Origin of the sequence: Stenotrophomonas sp. ATCM1_4, from assembly GCF_004348115.1 — a bacterium.
GTDB lineage: Bacteria > Pseudomonadota > Gammaproteobacteria > Xanthomonadales > Xanthomonadaceae > Stenotrophomonas > Stenotrophomonas capsici.
In genome coordinates this window covers 2,932,796-2,948,480 of the sequence record NZ_QPFB01000001.1, presented here as the reverse complement: position 1 = coordinate 2,948,480, position 15,685 = coordinate 2,932,796, and the positions used below count along the sequence as shown (strand labels likewise).

Sequence of the window (15,685 nt, the reverse complement as noted above, 5' to 3'; positions counted from 1 at the left end):
ATCCCTGTTCCAGCAGACGAGAGATCGAACATGAAGAAGACCAAGCTTGGAGTGGCAGTTGCCGGTGTCGTGTTGATGGTTTCGATGGGCGTGCCGGCCGCATTGGCGGCCAACACCGGCAGCCTGCCGACACGCCCGCTCAACAGTGGGCCGGCCGCCGGTGAAGGCGGATACCGATTCATCGTCAAGTACCGTGCCGGCAGCAGCGAGCTGCGTGATTCAGGCGTGGCCAACCGGGGCATTAATGCCGCGGCCTCGCGCGCCGGGCTGAGCCGGGCGACCGCCGCTTCGGCCAAGTCGGCCGCACGTCCGGCCGCCAGTGCCGCGCTGCTGCGCCGCATGGGCAGCCCGGGCTGGGCGGTGGTGAAGGCCTCGCGTGAGCTGGACGGCCAGGAAGCGGCCAACTTCATCCGCGAGCTGAAGGCCAATCCCGCGGTGGAGCGGGTGGAAATCGACCGGATGTACCAGCGCCTGGCAACCCAGGTGAGCCCGAACTTCGCGCCCAACGACCCGCAGACCTCGGCGCAGTGGAACTTCTACAACGCCCAGAGCGGCGTGAATGCCACCCAGGCCTGGGACATCTCGCAGGGCGAGGGCGTGGTGGTGGCGGTGATCGACACCGGCATCGCGCAGGGCAACCCGGATCTGCAGAACAACGTGATTCCCGGCTACGACATGATCAGCGACAAGCGCGTCTCGCGCCGCGACAGCGATGACCGCGTCGCCGGCGGCTGGGACATCGGTGACTGGGTCGAGCAGAACTACTGCACCGGCTGGGCGACCAACGACCCGCACGCGGCCGACGTCAGTTCCTGGCATGGCAGCCATGTCGCCGGCACCGTCGCGCAGGAGACCAACAACGGCGTCAACCTGGCCGGCCTGGCGTTCAAGGCCAAGGTGATGCCGGTGCGCGTGCTCGGTTCCTGCGGCGGCTTCGGCAGCGACATCTCCGACGGCATCATCTGGGCGGCCGGCGGTACCGTGCCGGGCCTGCCGGCCAACCCGAACCCGGCGGAAGTCATCAACATGAGCCTGGGCAGCGGTGCGCCGTCGAGCTGTCCGACCATCTACCAGGACGCCATCGACGAGGCGATCAGCCTCGGCAGCATCATCGTGGTGGCCGCGGGCAACGACAACGCCAATGCCGGCAGCTACACGATGTCCTCGTGCAACAACGTGATCTCGGTGGGCGCCACCGGTTTCAACGGCGGGCGCACGTACTACTCCAACTACGGGCCGCGCGTGGACCTGTCCGCGCCGGGCGGCAACGCCGAGCAGAACAACAACGGCTGGATCTTCCAGGTGATCAACGAAGGCACGCAGGGGCCGACCGCGGACTGGGCGCCGCTGGGCATGGTGGGTACCTCGATGGCGTCGCCGCACGTGGCCGCCGCGGTGGCGATGGTGCAGAGCGTGGTCGACACGCCGCTGACCTGGACGCAGATGCGTGACCTGCTGACCTCCACGGTCAAGCCGTTCCCGGTGAGCATCCCGGCGTCCACGCCGATCGGCGCCGGCATCCTCAACATCGAGGCGGCCCTGCTCAAGGCAACCACGCCGCCGTGCGACCCGGCCGTGGAGGAATGCGGCCCGGTGGCCACGCCGCTGGTCAACAAGGTCGCGGTGACCGGCCTGGCCGGCAACAGTGGCAACGAGGTGCTGTACAGCTTCCAGGCCGAGGCCGGCAAGGTGCTGACCTTCATGAGCTACGGTGGCAGCGGCAACGTCTCGCTGTACGCCAGCTTCGACAAGGAGCCGTCGGCCAGCGCGGCCGATGCCAGCTCCACCCGCCCGGGCAACAGCGAGACCATTCGCTTCACCGCCCCGAAGGCCGGCACCTACTACGTCAAGCTGGTCGGTGCGGGCAGCTTCAGCGGCGTGAGCCTGGTCGCGCGCCAGTAAGCGTTTCCTCCTGTGGTCCTTGGAACCCCGGCTTGCCGGGGTTCTTTTTTTTTGGCCATGCCGGGTGGGCGGGCCGGCGTAATCGCGCTGACGTGGATGCCAATCACGCTGGAAGCGGGAATTACGCCTGTTCATGCGTATGGAACGACGCGGCGAGCTGCTAAAGTCCGGTCAACAGAGGAGGAGTGCGTGAACGCGGTAGTCCATGACGCCAATGTTGCGGCCACGCCTGCCGAACGCATCGTCCAGGAGCTGCTCGCGCAGGGCCGGCTGAAGGACGCCGACCTGCAGCGTGCGCGGCAGTTGCAGCGCGAGTCCGGCGGCGACCTGCTGGTGCTGCTGGCGCGGCTGGGGCTGGTGTCCGAGCGCGACCATGCCGAGGCCTGCGCGCGGGTGCTGGGCCTGCGCCTGCTGGCCGCGCGTGACGTCCCCGAGCACCCGCCCGAGCTGGTGGAAGGGGCCGAGCCGGTGCCGCTGCGCTTCCTCAAGCAGTTCCTGGTGTTGCCGCTGGGCGAACAGCAGGGCCGCGTGCGCGTGTGGATGGCCGACCCGCAGGACGGCTATGCCATCGACGCGATGCGACTTGCCACCGGCTGCGACATCGCCCCGGTGGTCGGCCTGCGCAGTGAAGTGGACGAGGTGATCGAGCGCTGGCACGGGCAGGGCCGCAGTGCGATGGGCACCATCCTGGAGTCGGCCGATGGCGAGGCCGCGCCGCTGGATGACATCGAGCACCTGCGCGACCTGGCCTCCGAGGCGCCGGTGATCCGCCTGGTCAACCTGCTGATCCAGCGTGCGGTGGAACTGCGCGCCTCGGACATCCACGTCGAGCCGTTCGAGAACCGGCTGAAGGTGCGCTACCGCGTCGACGGCGTGCTGGTCGATGGCGAAAGCCCGCCGGTCAACCTGACCGCCGCGGTGATCAGCCGCATCAAGATCATGGCCAAGCTCAACATCGCCGAGCGCCGCCTGCCGCAGGACGGCCGCATCATGCTGCGCGTGCAGGGCAAGGAGCTGGACCTGCGCGTGAGCACCATGCCCACCGCGCATGGCGAGAGCGTGGTGATGCGCCTGCTCGACCGCGAGGCGGTGGTGTTCGACTTCCAGCGGCTCGGCTTCGACGATGCATTCATGCCACAGTTCAGCCGCGTGCTGGCGCAGCCGCATGGCATCCTGCTGGTCACCGGCCCGACCGGTTCGGGCAAGACCACCACGCTGTACACCGCGCTGAGCCAGCTCAACACCGACAAGGTCAAGATCATCACCGTCGAGGACCCGGTCGAGTACCAGCTCGAAGGCATCAACCAGATCCAGGCCAAGCCGCAGATCGGGCTGGACTTCGCCAGCGCGCTGCGCGGCATCGTCCGCCAGGACCCGGACATCATCATGATCGGCGAAATGCGCGACCTGGAAACCGCGCGCATCGCCATCCAGTCCGCGCTCACCGGCCACCTGGTGCTGTCCACGCTGCATACCAACAACGCCGCCGGCGGCATCACCCGCCTGCTCGACATGGGCGTGGAGGACTACCTGCTCACCTCCACCATCAACGGCATCCTCGCCCAGCGCCTGGTGCGCCGGCTGGAGCCCACGCATGCACAGCGCTACCCGGCCTCGGCCGAGGAGATCGAACGCTTCAACCTGCGCCGTTACCAGCCGCATGGGCAGATCCACCTGTACCGGCCGCAGCCATCGGCCGTTGCGCCCACCGGCTACAAGGGCCGCACCACCATCGTCGAATTCCTGGTGATGGACGATGCGCTGCGCAACGCGGTGATGCGCAAGGCCGGGATGGGCGAGATCGAGCAGATCGCGCGTGCCGCCGGCATGCGCACCATGTACGAGGATGGCATCATCAAGGCCCTGCGTGGCCAGACCACGCTGGAAGAAGTCCTGCGCGTGACGGAGGACGCATGAACCTCCTGCTGCACGTGGAGCGGTCGTCCTGATGCCGTTGTACCGCTACAAGGCACTGGATGCCCATGGCGAACTGCTGGACGGGCAGATGGAGGCGGCCAGCGATGCGGACGTGATCGCGCGCCTGCAGGAGCAGGGCCACATGCCGGTCGAGGCGAAGCTGGCGACCGGTTCGGCGTTCGAGGGCGCCAGCTGGAAGCAGTGGCGGCAACGCCCGTTCGCCGGCGCCATGCTGGTGCAGTTCACCCAGCAGCTGGCCACGCTGCTGGGTGCCGGCCAGCCCTTGGACCGTGCGCTGGGCATCCTGCTGGAAGCGCCGGAGGACGCGCGTTCGCGCCGCGTCATCGCCGACATCCGCGACACCGTGCGTGGCGGTGCCCCGCTGTCGCAGGCGCTGGAACGCCAGCATGGGCTGTTCTCGCGGCTGTACGTGAACATGGTGCGCGCCGGCGAAGCCGGCGGCAGCCTGCATGAAACCCTGCAGCGCCTGGCCGATTACCTGGAGCGCAGCCAGGAGCTGAAGGGCAGGGTGATCAACGCGATGATCTACCCGGCCATCCTGCTGGTGGTGGTCGGTGGCGCGCTGCTGTTCCTGCTGGGCTACGTGGTGCCGCAGTTCGCGCAGATGTACGAAAGCCTGGACGTGACCCTGCCCTGGTTCACCCGCGCGGTGCTGGAGATCGGCCTGTTGGTGCGCCAGGGCTGGATCGTGTTCATCGTGGTGCCGGCGCTGGCGCTGCTGTGGATGGAGCGCAAGCGCCGTGATGCCGCGTTCCGCCTGGCCTTCGATGCCTGGCTGCTGAAGCGGCCGGTGGTCGGGCCGCTGGTGGCGCGGCTGGAGACCGCTCGGCTCAGCCGCACGCTGGGCACGCTGCTGCGCAACGGCGTGCCCTTGCTGGCCGGGCTGGGCATCGCCCGCAACGTGCTGGGCAACCGCGCCCTGGCCGGCGACGTGGCCGAGGCCGCCGAAGCGGTGAAGAACGGTGCCGGCTTGTCCGGCGCGCTGTCGCGCAACGGCCGCTTCCCGCGGCTGGCGCTGCAGATGATCCAGGTGGGCGAGGAGTCCGGCACGCTGGAAAGCATGCTGCTCAGGACCGCCGACACCTTCGACGTGGAAACCGCCCGCAGCATCGACCGCATGCTCGCCGCGCTGGTGCCGGTGATCACCCTGCTGCTCGCCTCGGTGGTGGGCGTGGTGATCATCGCGGTACTGGTGCCGCTGTACGACCTGACCAACGCCATTGGCTGACCCCCGACCTCGCCGACAAGGAAACCTGCATGAAGCGAACCATCCGACAACCGTCCTTCCACGCGCGCCAGGCCGGCATGAGCCTGCTGGAGATCATCATCGTCATCGTGCTGATCGGCGCGGTGCTGACCCTGGTCGGCAGCCGCGTGCTCGGCGGCGCCGACCGCGGCAAGGCCAACCTGGCCAAGACCCAGATCCAGACGCTCAGCGGCAAGGTGGAGAACTTCAAGCTCGATACCGGCCGCCTGCCGGCCAAGCTCGACGACCTGGCCACCCAGCCCGGTGGTGTCAGTGGCTGGCTCGGCCCGTATGCCAAGCCGGCCGAGTTCAATGACCCGTGGGGCAACCCGGTGCAGTACCGCGCGCCGGGCGAAGGCCAGCCGTTCGACCTGATCAGCCTGGGCGCCGATGGCCAGCCGGGCGGCGACAGCTACAACGCGGACATCCGCAACCAGTAAGCGGCCATGCCTGCGCTGACCGCCCCGTTCCGGCCGCGCCGCCTGCCCGCAGGCGTGCGGGCGCGCATGTCCGGCGTGTCGCTGCTGGAGATGCTGCTGGTGCTGGCGCTGGTGGCCGCCATCGCGCTGGTCGCGGCGATGGCGATGAGCGGCGGGCTGGAAGGCATGAAGCTGCGCTCGGCCGGCAAGGAGGTCGCCGCCGAACTGCGCTACGCACGTACCCGCGCCATCGCCACCGGCCGGCCGCAGGCGTTCGCGCTGGACGTGCGCACGCGCCGCTGGACCGGCCCCGGTGGTCGCCACGGTGAACTGCCCGACACGCTGTCGGTGCGTTACACCGGCGCGCGCCAGGCCCAGGTGCGCGGCGACGAGGGCGTGGTGCGGTTCTTCGAGGACGGCGCATCGACCGGAGGGCGCATCGAGTTGAGCGCGCGCTCGGCGGTGTGGCGCATCGACGTGGGCTGGATCACCGGCGAGGTGCGTTCGGGCCTGTTGCAGGGGGCAGCGCAATGAAGCGGCAGCGGGGGTTCTCGTTGATCGAGGTGATCGTCGCCTTCGCGCTGATGGCGCTGGCCGCCACCCTGCTGCTGGGCAGTCTTTCCGGTGCGGCGCGCCAGGTCGGCATGGCCGAGCACCAGGGCCGTGCGTCGCTGCACGCGCAGTCGCTGCTCGCCGGCGCCGGCATAGATGCACCGCTGGCCGCGGGCGTGCGCCAGGGCGAATGGGAGCAGGGGCGGTACCGCTGGACCCTGCAGGTGACGCCATTCGTCGAGCCGCGCCAACCGCAATCGCGGTTGTGGCTGCTGGACCTGCAGGTGCGCTGGGGCGATGCCGCAGCCGAACAACTGCGCTGGCGCACGTTGCGGCTTCGCGCCAATGGCATGGAGGGCACGCAATGAGGCCGGGCCGTCCCGCGCGTGGCTTCACCCTGATCGAAGTGCTGCTGGCCACCACGTTGCTGGCGGCTGGCATGGCGTTGGCGTTCGCCATCGTGCGCTCGACCCTGGCGATCAGCACGCGCGGTGAACTGATCGCCAGCCAGAACGAACGCATGCGTGGCGTGGAGGGTTTCCTGCGCCGGCGCTTGATGGCGACGCTGACCCAGCCGTTGCCGGCTGAACCTGGCTCGCTCAGTGCCGTGGCGGTGATGTTCGATGGCCAGCCACAGCAGATGCGCTTCGTCGCCGACGTGCCGGGCTACCTGGGCCGTGGCGGTCCGTACCTGCATGACCTGCAGGTCAGCGGCGACGGCGCCAGGCAGCAGCTGCGCATCGACCTGACCCTGCTGCAGAACGGCCAGCCGTTGCCGGAGAACCCACCACGCGGCAGCGAGCTGCTGGTCGACGGGCTCCGGCAGGTTCGCCTGCAGTACCGCGGCATCGACCCGCAGAGCGGGACGATGGGGCCATGGCAGGAGCGCTGGAACGTGCCGGGACGGATGCCGGCCCTGGTCGCCATCGACATCGTGCCGGCCGAAGGTGCGGCCTGGCCGACGCTGGTGGTGGCGGTGCCGCAGTACGGCGCCACCCCGGGAGGCTGGCGATGAGGGCACGCGGCGCGGCGCTGGTGCTGGTGCTGTGGCTGGTGGCGCTGCTGACCGCCACCATCGGCGCGTTCGCGTTGAGCGCGCGGGTGGAATACATGCAGGGCAAGGTGACGGCGGACCTCGGCGCAGGCCAGGAGATCGCCCATGCCGGCGTGGACTACGCGCTGTCGCGCATGCGCGCCACGCCGACCCAACCGGCCTGGCACGCCGATGGCCGCCGCTACCGCTGGCAGTTCGATGGGCGCACGGTGGAGCTGCGCGTCATCGACGAGGCTGGCAAGGTCGACCTGAACCAGGCCGACCGCCCCCTGCTCGAAGGCCTGCTGCGGGCGCTGGGGGTGGAAGCCACGCGCGCCACGCAGGTGGCCGGCGCGGTGCTGGACTGGCGCGACGTCGACGACCTGCGCCAGCCCAGCGGCGGCGCGGAAAGCGCCGACTATGCCGCGGCGGGGTATCCCTATCCGGCCAAGAACGCCCGCTTCGACAGCATCGGCGAACTGCAACGCCTGATCGGCATGGACGCGGACCTGTACGAGCAGTTGGCCCCGTTGGTGACGGTCTACGGCCAGGCGCGGCCGGATGCGCGCTTGGCCCAGGCACCGGTACTGACCGCGATGGGCATGGACGCGGCGCTGGTCATCGCCGCGCGTGAACGCGAAACCCCCGGGGGTGGCGGTGCGATGGGAGGCGGCAGCGGCATTTATAGTGTCGACAGCCGCGTGCGGATGGGGGACGAACGCGAAGCGGTGCTGCGCACGGTGGTGCGGCTGGCGCCAGAAGGCGCCGCCGGCATGCCGTATACGATGGTGCGGTGGGAACAGGGAGCGGTATCGAGATGACGGCGTTGCGGGAAAGACTGGGACAGCTGGGGACGCGCATCGCGCCGGGGGCCGGGGGCTTCTGGTCGTGGTGGGTGTCCTCGCTGCAGTCGTGGTTGCCGGCGCGCTGGCGCCTGCTGCTGGGGGTGTCCGGTGCGCGGGTGCTGTTGTCGCCGCAGGGCGGGCAGGTACATGTGCTGCAGGCGCAGGGCGCCGAAGCGCTGTTGCAGCAGTCGCTGCAGGCGCCGTTGTTGCCGGAAGCACTGGAGGCCGCATTGTCGCCGCGCGATGCGCGGCTGCCGCGCTGCGCGCTGCTGCCGGCCGGCAAGGCGTTGCGCAAGCCGATGCGCCTGCCGGCCGCCGCCGACGGCCGCCTGCATGACGTGCTGCGCTTCGAGATCGACCGGCAGACCCCCTTCACCGCCGAGCAGGTGTACTTCGACGTGCGATTGCTGGGGCGGCAGGCCGATGGCCAGCTGGACGTCGAGCTGGTGGTGGCGCCGCGCACCGTGGTGGAAACCCTGCTGCAGCCACGCGAGGCGTGGCAGGGCCAGCTGGATGGCGTGGACGTGGCCGATGCCCAGGGCCAGCCGCTGGGCGTGAACCTGTTGCCGGCGGCACTGCGCCGGCAGCGCCAGGACCCGATGCGCCGGCTCAACCGCATGCTGGTGCTGGGCAGCGCGGTGCTGCTGGTCCTGGCCGGTTGGCAACTGCTGGACAACCGTCGCCAGGCCGCGGCCACGCTCGCCGCGCAGGTGGAAGCGGCCTCGGTGCGTGCACGCGCCGTGGCCACGCAGCGGCAGCAGCTGCAGGACCTGGTCGATGGCCAGGCCTTCTTCGCCCAGCAACGGGCCGCCCAGCCCACCGCCACCGAAGTGATCAACGAACTCAGCCAGCGCCTGGACGACGATACCTCGCTGGAAAAGCTGTCCATCGAAGCCGGTCGCATGCAGCTGATCGGCATGAGCCGCAGTTCCTCCTCGCTGGTGTCCCGGCTGGAGGGTTCCAGCCTGTGGAAGACGCCTTCGTTGACCGGCGTGCTGCAGGCCGGCGGCGGCGACCGGCGCGAACGCTTCACCCTGACCGCCGAGCTGCTGGCGCCACGGAAGGAGGCCGCCGATGGCGCCGCAACCCGCACCCCGTGACCGTTGGCTGGCGCTGGGCCTGCTGCTCGGCCTGGTCGGCCTGGCCTACCTGCTGCTGGTGCATCCGTTGTGGACGCAGCCGATGCGGGCGGTGGGCGAACAGATCGACGCGCTGCTTGAGCGCCGGCAGCGCATCGACATCCAGATCCGGCAGGCGCCGCAGGTGACGCAGCGGCTGCAGCAGGCACAGCAGGCGTTGGCCACCGAGCCCGGCTTCCTGCCGGAAACCTCGGTGGAGCTGGCCACCTCGCGGCTGGTGCAGCGGCTGGAGGAAGCCGCGCGCCAGGCCAGCCCCGACAACCGCAGCTGCGCGATCAGCGACCGTTCGCCGATGCCGGCCGATACCACCGGCCGCTTCGTGCGGGTGGCGGTGCAGGCACGCCTGCGCTGCGGCATGGCCGAATGGATGACCGTGCTGCAGGCGCTGGAAACCGGCGCACCGCAGCTGCGCGTGGACCGGTTGGACATCCTGTCCTCTCCCGGTGGCAGCGAAGGCAGCGTCGGACTGGATGTCAGTTTCGAACTCAGCGGCTACCTGCCGCCCGGCGTGGTGGCCGGCGCCAACCCGGAGGTGACCAATGCGCCCTGACGTGGCGGGCCTGCGGACCTGGTGGCTGGCCGCGTTGGGCGGCTGGGCGTTGGCGGTGTGGACGGCCACGCTGTTCGGGCTGGGCGGCCGCATCGGCGATCCCGCCACGACGCTGGAGGTGCCGGCACTGCCAGCCGTGCCGGTGGCCGACCCGCCGCGTGCCACGGCCACCGACAATGCCGAAGCCATGGCGCGGCCCTTGTTCGCCAACGACCGGCGCCCGCACCCGTTCGTGCTGGGCGATGGCAGCGAGCCGGCGGCGGTGGCCAGCGTGCGCCTGACCGGCGTGCTGATCACCCCGGGCATGGAAATGGCGACGCTGACCACCGAACAGGGCCAGTCGCTGCGGTTGCGGGTGGGCGGCGAGGCGCAGTCGGGGTGGCAACTGCTGTCGCTGCAGCCACGCGCGGCGGTGGTCAGCGGGCCGTCGGGCACCTTGAACCTGGAGCTGCAGGTGTTCAGTGGCAGTGGCAAGCCGGAAGGCGTGCCGCCGCCCGGTACCGCACCCACGCCGCAGGTCCCGCCACCACCGCTGCCACCGCCGCCGGCCAATGCCGCGGCCGAGCCGGCGGCGCCGACCGCCGAACAGATCCAGGCGATCCGTGATCGCATCCAGGCCCGCCGCAGGCAGGCGCAACAACAACAGGCCGGCGCCCCCGGCGGCCAGAAACCGTAGAGTGAGCGCATGACGTCACGCATAGTCCCCATCACCCTGCTGATCGGCGCCCTGAGCGGTTGCGCCACCACGCCGGTGCCCGAGATCCGGCGCAACGCGGCGGTGGGCAACGACATCGCCGCGCCACAGGCCGGCGAACCGGCCACCACGCGCGGGTTGACCCCCACCGACGCGCCGCAGGAAGTGGAGGGCCAGAGCCGGGCCGTGATCCGCCGTGGCAATGGCACGGTGATCAACCGCGCTGCGGCTTCGGCGCCGGCGCCGTCCCTGTCGGCGGCCGGCAATGGTTCGGCGGTGTTCAACTTCGAAGGCGAGTCGGTGCAGGCCGTCACCAAGGCCATCCTTGGCGACATGCTGGGCCAGAACTACGTGATCGCGCCGGGCGTGCAGGGCACGGTGACGCTGGCCACGCCCAAGCCGGTGTCGCCGGCGCAGGCGCTGAACCTGCTGGAGATGGTGCTGGGCTGGAACAACGCCCGGCTGGTGTTCAGCGGCGGCCGCTACAACGTGGTGCCGGCCGACCAGCCGTTGGCGGGCACCGTCGCGCCAAGCACCGCGCCGGCCTCGGTCGCGCGTGGCTACGAAGTACGGGTGGTGCCGCTGCAGTACATCTCCGCCAGCGAGATGGAGAAGGTGCTCAAGCCCTACGCGCGGCCCAATGCCATCGTCGGCATCGACGGCTCGCGCAACGTCATCACCCTGGGCGGCACCCGCACCGAGCTGGAGAACTACCTGCGCACGGTCGAGATCTTCGACGTGGACTGGCTGTCGGGCATGTCGGTGGGCGTGTTCCCGCTGCAGTCCGGCCGCGCCTCGCAGGTGGCCAGTGACCTGGAGAAGGTGTTCGGCGAGGGCAGCAAGACGCCCAGCGCCGGCATGTTCCGTTTCATGCCGCTGGACAACGCCAACGCCGTGCTGGTGATCACCCCGCAGGCACGCTACCTGGACCAGATCCAGCAATGGCTGGACCGCATCGACAGCGCGGGCGGCACCGCGCGGTTGTTCTCCTACGAGCTGAAGTACATCAAGGCCAAGGACCTGGCCGATCGCCTCGCCGAAGTGTTCGGCGCGGGCAGTGGGTCGCGGGGGGCGTCCGATGGTGGGCCCTCGCTGGCGCCGGGCGGCAGCGCGGTGTCGATGGGCGGCGGCACCTACGATCCGTCCTCCGGCCCGGACAGCAAGCTGTCGGGCGGCGACGGCAGCAGCTTCGCCGACAGCGGCAATGGCGGCAGCCTCGGTGGCAGTGGCAGCAACGGCGGTGGTGGCAGCGGCGAGAGCCTGTCGCTGCCTTCGCGCGGCACTGGCAACGGCAGCGTGACGCTGGAAGTGGAGGGCGACCGCGTCGGCGTCTCGGCGGTGGAGGAAACCAACACGCTGCTGGTGCGCAGCACGCCCCAGGCGTGGCGCTCGATCCGCGAGGTGGTCGAGAAGCTCGACGTGATGCCGATGCAGGTGCATATCGAGGCGCAGGTGGCCGAAGTCGCGTTGACCGGCGAGTTGAGCTACGGCGTGAACTGGTATTTCGAGCAGGCGGTCAATGCCTCCAAGGAGTCAGGGGGTGCCGGTTTGCCGTCGGCACTGGGTCGCGGCATCTGGGGCGATATCGCCGGGTCGCTGGTGCCTGGCAGTACCGACGGGACGGGAGGGCTGAGCTGGACCTTCCTCGGCAAGAACGCCGCCGCGGTGATCACCGCGCTGGACCAGGTCACCGACGTACGCCTGCTGCAGACGCCCTCGGTGTTCGTGCGCAACAACGCGGTGGCCACGTTGAACGTGGGCAGCAAGATCCCGGTGTATTCGGTGTCGGTATCGGGCATCAGCGACAACCAGTACGCGCAGGTGCAGTACCTGGAAACCGGCACCATCCTCAAGGTGCGGCCACGCGTGACCCGCGATGGCATGGTGTTCCTGGACATCGTGCAGGAGGTCAGTTCGCCGGAAGGCAAGGCTGATGAAAACGGCAACGTGCGCATCAACACGCGTCGCATGAAGACCGAGGCCGCCGTGAATGCCGGTGACACCGTCATGTTGGGCGGCTTGATCGAGGACAGCGCCACCAAGGGCTCCTCGGGCTTGCCGGGGTTGAGCCGGCTGCCGGTGATTGGTGGCCTGTTCGGCCGCAAGACCCAGAACAGCCGCCGCAGCGAGGTGATCGTGCTGCTGACCCCGACCATCGTGCGCAATCCGCAGGAAGCACGGAACCTCACCGACGAATACGGCAGCAAGTTCCGCGCCCTGGACCCGATCAACAAGCCCAAGGCGGGCCACTGAGCATGGGCCTGCCCGTCATCCTGTTGCCGGTAGGCGTGGATGACACGGCCCTGGATGCCTGCCTGGCGGCGCTGGAAGCATCCACGCCGGCCGGCACGCCGGTATGGCTGGCCGACGATGGCCAGTCCGGTCCGCGCGGGCAGGCGGTGATCGAGCACTGGCTGGCGCATACGCGCCTGCAGGCCGAATACACCCGGCGCCCGCGGCCGATCGGTGAATCGGCGCATCTGGACCAGATGCTGCAAGCTTGCGGCGATGCCGACGTGGCGGTGCTGGCCCCCAACGCGGTGCCGGGCAGTGGCTGGCTGCAGCAGCTCAGCGAGTGTTTCGCGCGCGATGCGGCCATCGCCACCGCCACGCCCTGGAGCAACGCCGGCGAAACCGTGTCCTGGCCGCGCGCCGGCGAGGTCAATCCACTGCCGATCGACCCGCAACGCATGGCGTTGGCGCTGGCGGCGATGCCGTTGCTGCATCCGGAACTGCCGTCGGCGGTGACCCACGCGGTGTTGATACGCGGCAGTGCGCGTCGTCGTGCCGGCGGCCTGGACATCCACAGCTATGGCTCGTGGTACGCCGCGCTGGTCGACCTGAGCCTGCGCATGAGCGGGCTGGGCTGGCGCAACGTGCTGTGCGACAACGCCTTCGTCGGCCGCGCCGGCGAAGGGCAGCCGGGCGATGGCGACATGGAGGTGCTGGCCAATCGCTGGCCGACATGGACCGCGCGGCTGGCCGGCTTCCTGATGGATGACCCGCTGCAGGCCCATCGCGCGCTGCTGCAGCAGCTGGTCGAGCAGGCGATAATGCCGCAAGCCCAGCGCGACCTGTTCGATGCCTGCGGTTCCCTTCCAGGCGCGGAGCCGTTGTGAGTCAGTCGATTGCCGTTGTCGTCGTCAGCTACCAGAGCGCGAGTACCCTGGACGAATGCCTGGCGCGACTGCGCGCCGCGCAGGATGTCACCGAGATCCGCGTGGTCGACAACGCCTCGTTCGACGGCTCGCTGGAGATCGCCCAGCGCCACGCGCTCGCCGATGCGCGCGTGCGCTTCATCGCCAACCCCGACAACCCCGGCTTCGCTACCGCCTGCAACCAGGGCGCGGCCGAATGCCACGCGGCGTGGCAGGCGTTCGTCAACCCGGACCTGATGGTCGAGCCGGACACGCTGGCGCGCCTGCGCGACCTCGGCCTGCCGTTGGGTGATTGCCTGCTGGGCGTGGAACAGGTGGACGAGCAGGGGCTGGCGGATGCGGCGGTGCGCCGTCGCGATCCGGATTTCGCCGCGATGCTGCGCCATCCGGGCGCTGGCGCGCGGTTGTCGATCGACGCCGATCGCTCGGCGCCGCTGCAGGTGGTGCCGGCGTTGTCCGGTGCCCTGCTGTTGATGCCGCGCAGCCTGTTCCAGCGCCTGGGCGGATGGGACGAGGGCTACCGGCTGCATGCCGAGGACCTGGACCTGTGCCGTCGCGCCCGAGAGGCGGGCGCGACCGTGGCCATCGCCAACGCGCTGCAGGTATTGCATGTGCGCGGCGTGTCCAGCCGCGCGCGGCCTTTCTTCGTGGAGTGGCACAAGCACCGTGGCCTGTGGCGCTACTTCCGCAAGTTCGAGGCCCCGCGGCGCAGCCTGCCGGTACGGGTGGGTGTGTGGGGCGTGATCTGGGCGCATGCGGCCCTGCAGGTGCCGCGCCTGCTGTTGCGCTGAGCCCGGTCAACGCAACGCGCGCAGCCCCGGGCGCCGGTACGAAATCCCGGCGCTTCCGGCAGGTCATGCCGGGATTGCATCCCGCCCGCGTTGGATTGCCACGTGGACCGGAACGGACGTCCGGCCTGCAAGCCAGGCTGAACGGGTCGTCCGGGCTGCTGCACGGATTGCCACCGGCCCCGGCGCATAATGTGGGCATGATCATCCAATCCCTGCTCGACACCGACCTCTACAAGTTCACGATGATGCAGGCGGTGCTGCACCAGTACCCCGGCGCCATCGTCCAGTACCGGTTCAAGTGCCGCACGCCGGGCATCGACCTGGCCCGCTACATCGACCAGATCAACGCCGAGATCGATCACCTGTGCAGCCTGCGCTTCAGCGCCGAGGAACTGGAGTACATGCGCCGGCTGCGTTTCGTGAAGCCGGACTTCGTCGATTTCCTGGGCCTGTTCCACCTGGACCGCAAGTACATCACGCTGCGTCCGTCGAGCACGGTGCCGGGCGAGATCGAGCTGGACATCACCGGCCCATGGCTGCACACCATCATGTTCGAGGTGCCGCTGCTGGCGATCATCAACGAAGTCTGGTTCCGCAACACCACCACGCCCGACTTCGCCGAAGGCGAGCGTCGCCTGCAGGCCAAGACCGCGCTGCTGCGCGACACGCCGGGCTTTGCGAACTGCCGCATCGCCGACTACGGCTCGCGCCGCCGCTATTCGCGGCAATGGCACGGCACCATGCTGCCGATGTTGCGCGATGCGCTCGGCCCGCAGTTCGTCGGCACCAGCAACGTGCACTTCGCGCGCCTGTACGGCATGACCCCGCACGGCACGATGGCGCACGAGTACCTGCAGGCGTTCCAGGCGCTGGGGCCGCGCCTGCGTGATTCGCAGGTGGCGGCGCTGGAGTCGTGGGCGCGCGAGTACCGCGGCGACCTCGGCATCGCGTTGTCCGACGTGGTTGGGCTGGAGGCCTTCCTGCGCGACTTCGACACCTATTTCTGCAAGCTGTTCGACGGCGTGCGCCATGATTCCGGCGACCCGTTCACGTGGGGCGACCGCATGCTGGCCCACTTCAAGGCCAACCGCACCGACCCGACCAGCAAGATCCTGGTGTTCAGCGACGGCCTGAACATCGAAAAGGTGATGCAGCTGTTCGATTACTTCCGTGGCCGCTGCCAGGTGGCATTCGGGGTCGGCACGCACCTGACCAACGACCTGGGCCCAACCCCGCTGAACATCGTCATCAAGATGGTCCGCTGCAATGGCCAACCCGTCGCCAAGCTCAGTGATTCGCCGGGCAAGAGCATGTGTGATGACCCGGGTTACCTGGCCTACCTGCGCCAGGTATTCGAGCTCAAGTGAGCGCCTGGCGTCACTTTGTGACGAAGACATGGACAAAGCTGGCCTGCGAAT

The 15,685-nt window shown here is 69.5% G+C and carries 15 protein-coding genes; all 15 read left to right on the top strand.

Features of this window, described 5'->3' with window-relative positions; translation table 11 throughout:
• Window positions 1–30: 30 nt before the first annotated feature.
• The 15 genes from ATCM_RS13705 to pncB all read left to right on the top strand — a co-directional run bounded on the left by ATCM_RS13705 (window position 31) and on the right by pncB (window position 15,634).
• A complete protein-coding gene (locus tag ATCM_RS13705; RefSeq protein WP_132865047.1) occupies window positions 31–1,902 on the top strand; it encodes a S8 family peptidase in 1,872 nt (623 codons plus the stop codon).
• Window positions 1,903–2,091: 189 nt separating this feature from the next.
• Complete coding sequence (gspE, locus tag ATCM_RS13700) at window positions 2,092–3,819, top strand: type II secretion system ATPase GspE (protein WP_243694021.1); 1,728 nt, start codon at window positions 2,092–2,094, stop codon at window positions 3,817–3,819.
• Between the two features lie 31 nt (window positions 3,820–3,850).
• Window positions 3,851–5,068, top strand: a complete 1,218-nt coding sequence (locus tag ATCM_RS13695; RefSeq protein ID WP_132865045.1) for a type II secretion system F family protein — start codon at window positions 3,851–3,853, stop codon at window positions 5,066–5,068.
• A 29-nt stretch (window positions 5,069–5,097) separates the two neighbouring features.
• Window positions 5,098–5,526, top strand: coding sequence for a type II secretion system major pseudopilin GspG (gene gspG, locus ATCM_RS13690; RefSeq protein ID WP_192286726.1), 429 nt, complete (start codon window positions 5,098–5,100; stop codon window positions 5,524–5,526).
• 6 nt (window positions 5,527–5,532) lie between these two features.
• Window positions 5,533–6,039: a GspH/FimT family pseudopilin gene (locus ATCM_RS13685; RefSeq protein ID WP_243694020.1), complete on the top strand. Its 507-nt coding sequence runs from the start codon at window positions 5,533–5,535 to the stop codon at window positions 6,037–6,039.
• Window positions 6,036–6,425, top strand: coding sequence for a prepilin-type N-terminal cleavage/methylation domain-containing protein (locus tag ATCM_RS13680; protein WP_132865044.1), 390 nt, complete (start codon window positions 6,036–6,038; stop codon window positions 6,423–6,425). The genes ATCM_RS13685 and ATCM_RS13680 overlap by 4 nt, the downstream gene beginning before the upstream one ends.
• A complete protein-coding gene (locus tag ATCM_RS13675) occupies window positions 6,422–7,072 on the top strand; it encodes a prepilin-type N-terminal cleavage/methylation domain-containing protein (RefSeq protein ID WP_132865043.1) in 651 nt (216 codons plus the stop codon). The genes ATCM_RS13680 and ATCM_RS13675 overlap by 4 nt, the downstream gene beginning before the upstream one ends.
• Window positions 7,069–7,911, top strand: coding sequence for a type II secretion system protein GspK (locus ATCM_RS13670; protein WP_132865042.1), 843 nt, complete (start codon window positions 7,069–7,071; stop codon window positions 7,909–7,911). Before ATCM_RS13675 ends, ATCM_RS13670 begins: the two co-directional genes overlap by 4 nt.
• Window positions 7,908–9,035: a PilN domain-containing protein gene (locus ATCM_RS13665; RefSeq protein WP_132865041.1), complete on the top strand. Its 1,128-nt coding sequence runs from the start codon at window positions 7,908–7,910 to the stop codon at window positions 9,033–9,035. The genes ATCM_RS13670 and ATCM_RS13665 overlap by 4 nt, the downstream gene beginning before the upstream one ends.
• Window positions 9,010–9,624 (top strand): type II secretion system protein GspM, encoded by a 615-nt coding sequence (gspM, locus tag ATCM_RS13660; protein ID WP_132865040.1) that lies wholly within the window; start codon window positions 9,010–9,012, stop codon window positions 9,622–9,624. Before ATCM_RS13665 ends, gspM begins: the two co-directional genes overlap by 26 nt.
• Entirely contained in the window at window positions 9,614–10,300 is a 687-nt protein-coding gene (locus ATCM_RS13655; protein ID WP_132865039.1) for a general secretion pathway protein GspN, read from the top strand. The genes gspM and ATCM_RS13655 overlap by 11 nt, the downstream gene beginning before the upstream one ends.
• A 9-nt stretch (window positions 10,301–10,309) precedes the next feature.
• Entirely contained in the window at window positions 10,310–12,571 is a 2,262-nt protein-coding gene (gspD, locus tag ATCM_RS13650) for a type II secretion system secretin GspD (protein WP_132865038.1), read from the top strand.
• 2 nt (window positions 12,572–12,573) lie between these two features.
• On the top strand, window positions 12,574–13,437 hold the full coding sequence (locus ATCM_RS13645) for a glycosyltransferase (RefSeq protein ID WP_132865037.1): 864 nt from the start codon (window positions 12,574–12,576) through the stop codon (window positions 13,435–13,437).
• Window positions 13,434–14,267, top strand: coding sequence for a glycosyltransferase family 2 protein (locus ATCM_RS13640; RefSeq protein WP_132865036.1), 834 nt, complete (start codon window positions 13,434–13,436; stop codon window positions 14,265–14,267). The genes ATCM_RS13645 and ATCM_RS13640 overlap by 4 nt, the downstream gene beginning before the upstream one ends.
• Window positions 14,268–14,464: 197 nt before the next feature.
• Window positions 14,465–15,634 carry a nicotinate phosphoribosyltransferase gene (gene pncB, locus ATCM_RS13635; protein WP_132865035.1) on the top strand — a complete coding sequence of 390 codons (1,170 nt, stop codon included), beginning with the start codon at window positions 14,465–14,467 and terminating at the stop codon, window positions 15,632–15,634.
• Window positions 15,635–15,685 lie beyond the last annotated feature (51 nt).

Excerpts from the sequence above, each read along its gene's own strand:
- ATCM_RS13705 (WP_132865047.1), top strand. The coding sequence starts at position 31 with ATGAAGAAGACCAAGCTTGGAGTGGCAGTTGCCGGTGTCGTGTTGATG.
- ATCM_RS13695 (WP_132865045.1), top strand. The coding sequence starts at position 3,851 with ATGCCGTTGTACCGCTACAAGGCACTGGATGCCCATGGCGAACTGCTG.
- gspG (WP_192286726.1), top strand. The coding sequence starts at position 5,098 with ATGAAGCGAACCATCCGACAACCGTCCTTCCACGCGCGCCAGGCCGGC.
- ATCM_RS13685 (WP_243694020.1), top strand. The coding sequence starts at position 5,533 with ATGCCTGCGCTGACCGCCCCGTTCCGGCCGCGCCGCCTGCCCGCAGGC.
- ATCM_RS13680 (WP_132865044.1), top strand. The coding sequence starts at position 6,036 with ATGAAGCGGCAGCGGGGGTTCTCGTTGATCGAGGTGATCGTCGCCTTC.
- ATCM_RS13675 (WP_132865043.1), top strand. The coding sequence starts at position 6,422 with ATGAGGCCGGGCCGTCCCGCGCGTGGCTTCACCCTGATCGAAGTGCTG.
- ATCM_RS13670 (WP_132865042.1), top strand. The coding sequence starts at position 7,069 with ATGAGGGCACGCGGCGCGGCGCTGGTGCTGGTGCTGTGGCTGGTGGCG.
- ATCM_RS13665 (WP_132865041.1), top strand. The coding sequence starts at position 7,908 with ATGACGGCGTTGCGGGAAAGACTGGGACAGCTGGGGACGCGCATCGCG.
- gspM (WP_132865040.1), top strand. The coding sequence starts at position 9,010 with ATGGCGCCGCAACCCGCACCCCGTGACCGTTGGCTGGCGCTGGGCCTG.
- ATCM_RS13655 (WP_132865039.1), top strand. The coding sequence starts at position 9,614 with ATGCGCCCTGACGTGGCGGGCCTGCGGACCTGGTGGCTGGCCGCGTTG.
- gspD (WP_132865038.1), top strand. The coding sequence starts at position 10,310 with ATGACGTCACGCATAGTCCCCATCACCCTGCTGATCGGCGCCCTGAGC.
- ATCM_RS13645 (WP_132865037.1), top strand. The coding sequence starts at position 12,574 with ATGGGCCTGCCCGTCATCCTGTTGCCGGTAGGCGTGGATGACACGGCC.
- pncB (WP_132865035.1), top strand. The coding sequence starts at position 14,465 with ATGATCATCCAATCCCTGCTCGACACCGACCTCTACAAGTTCACGATG.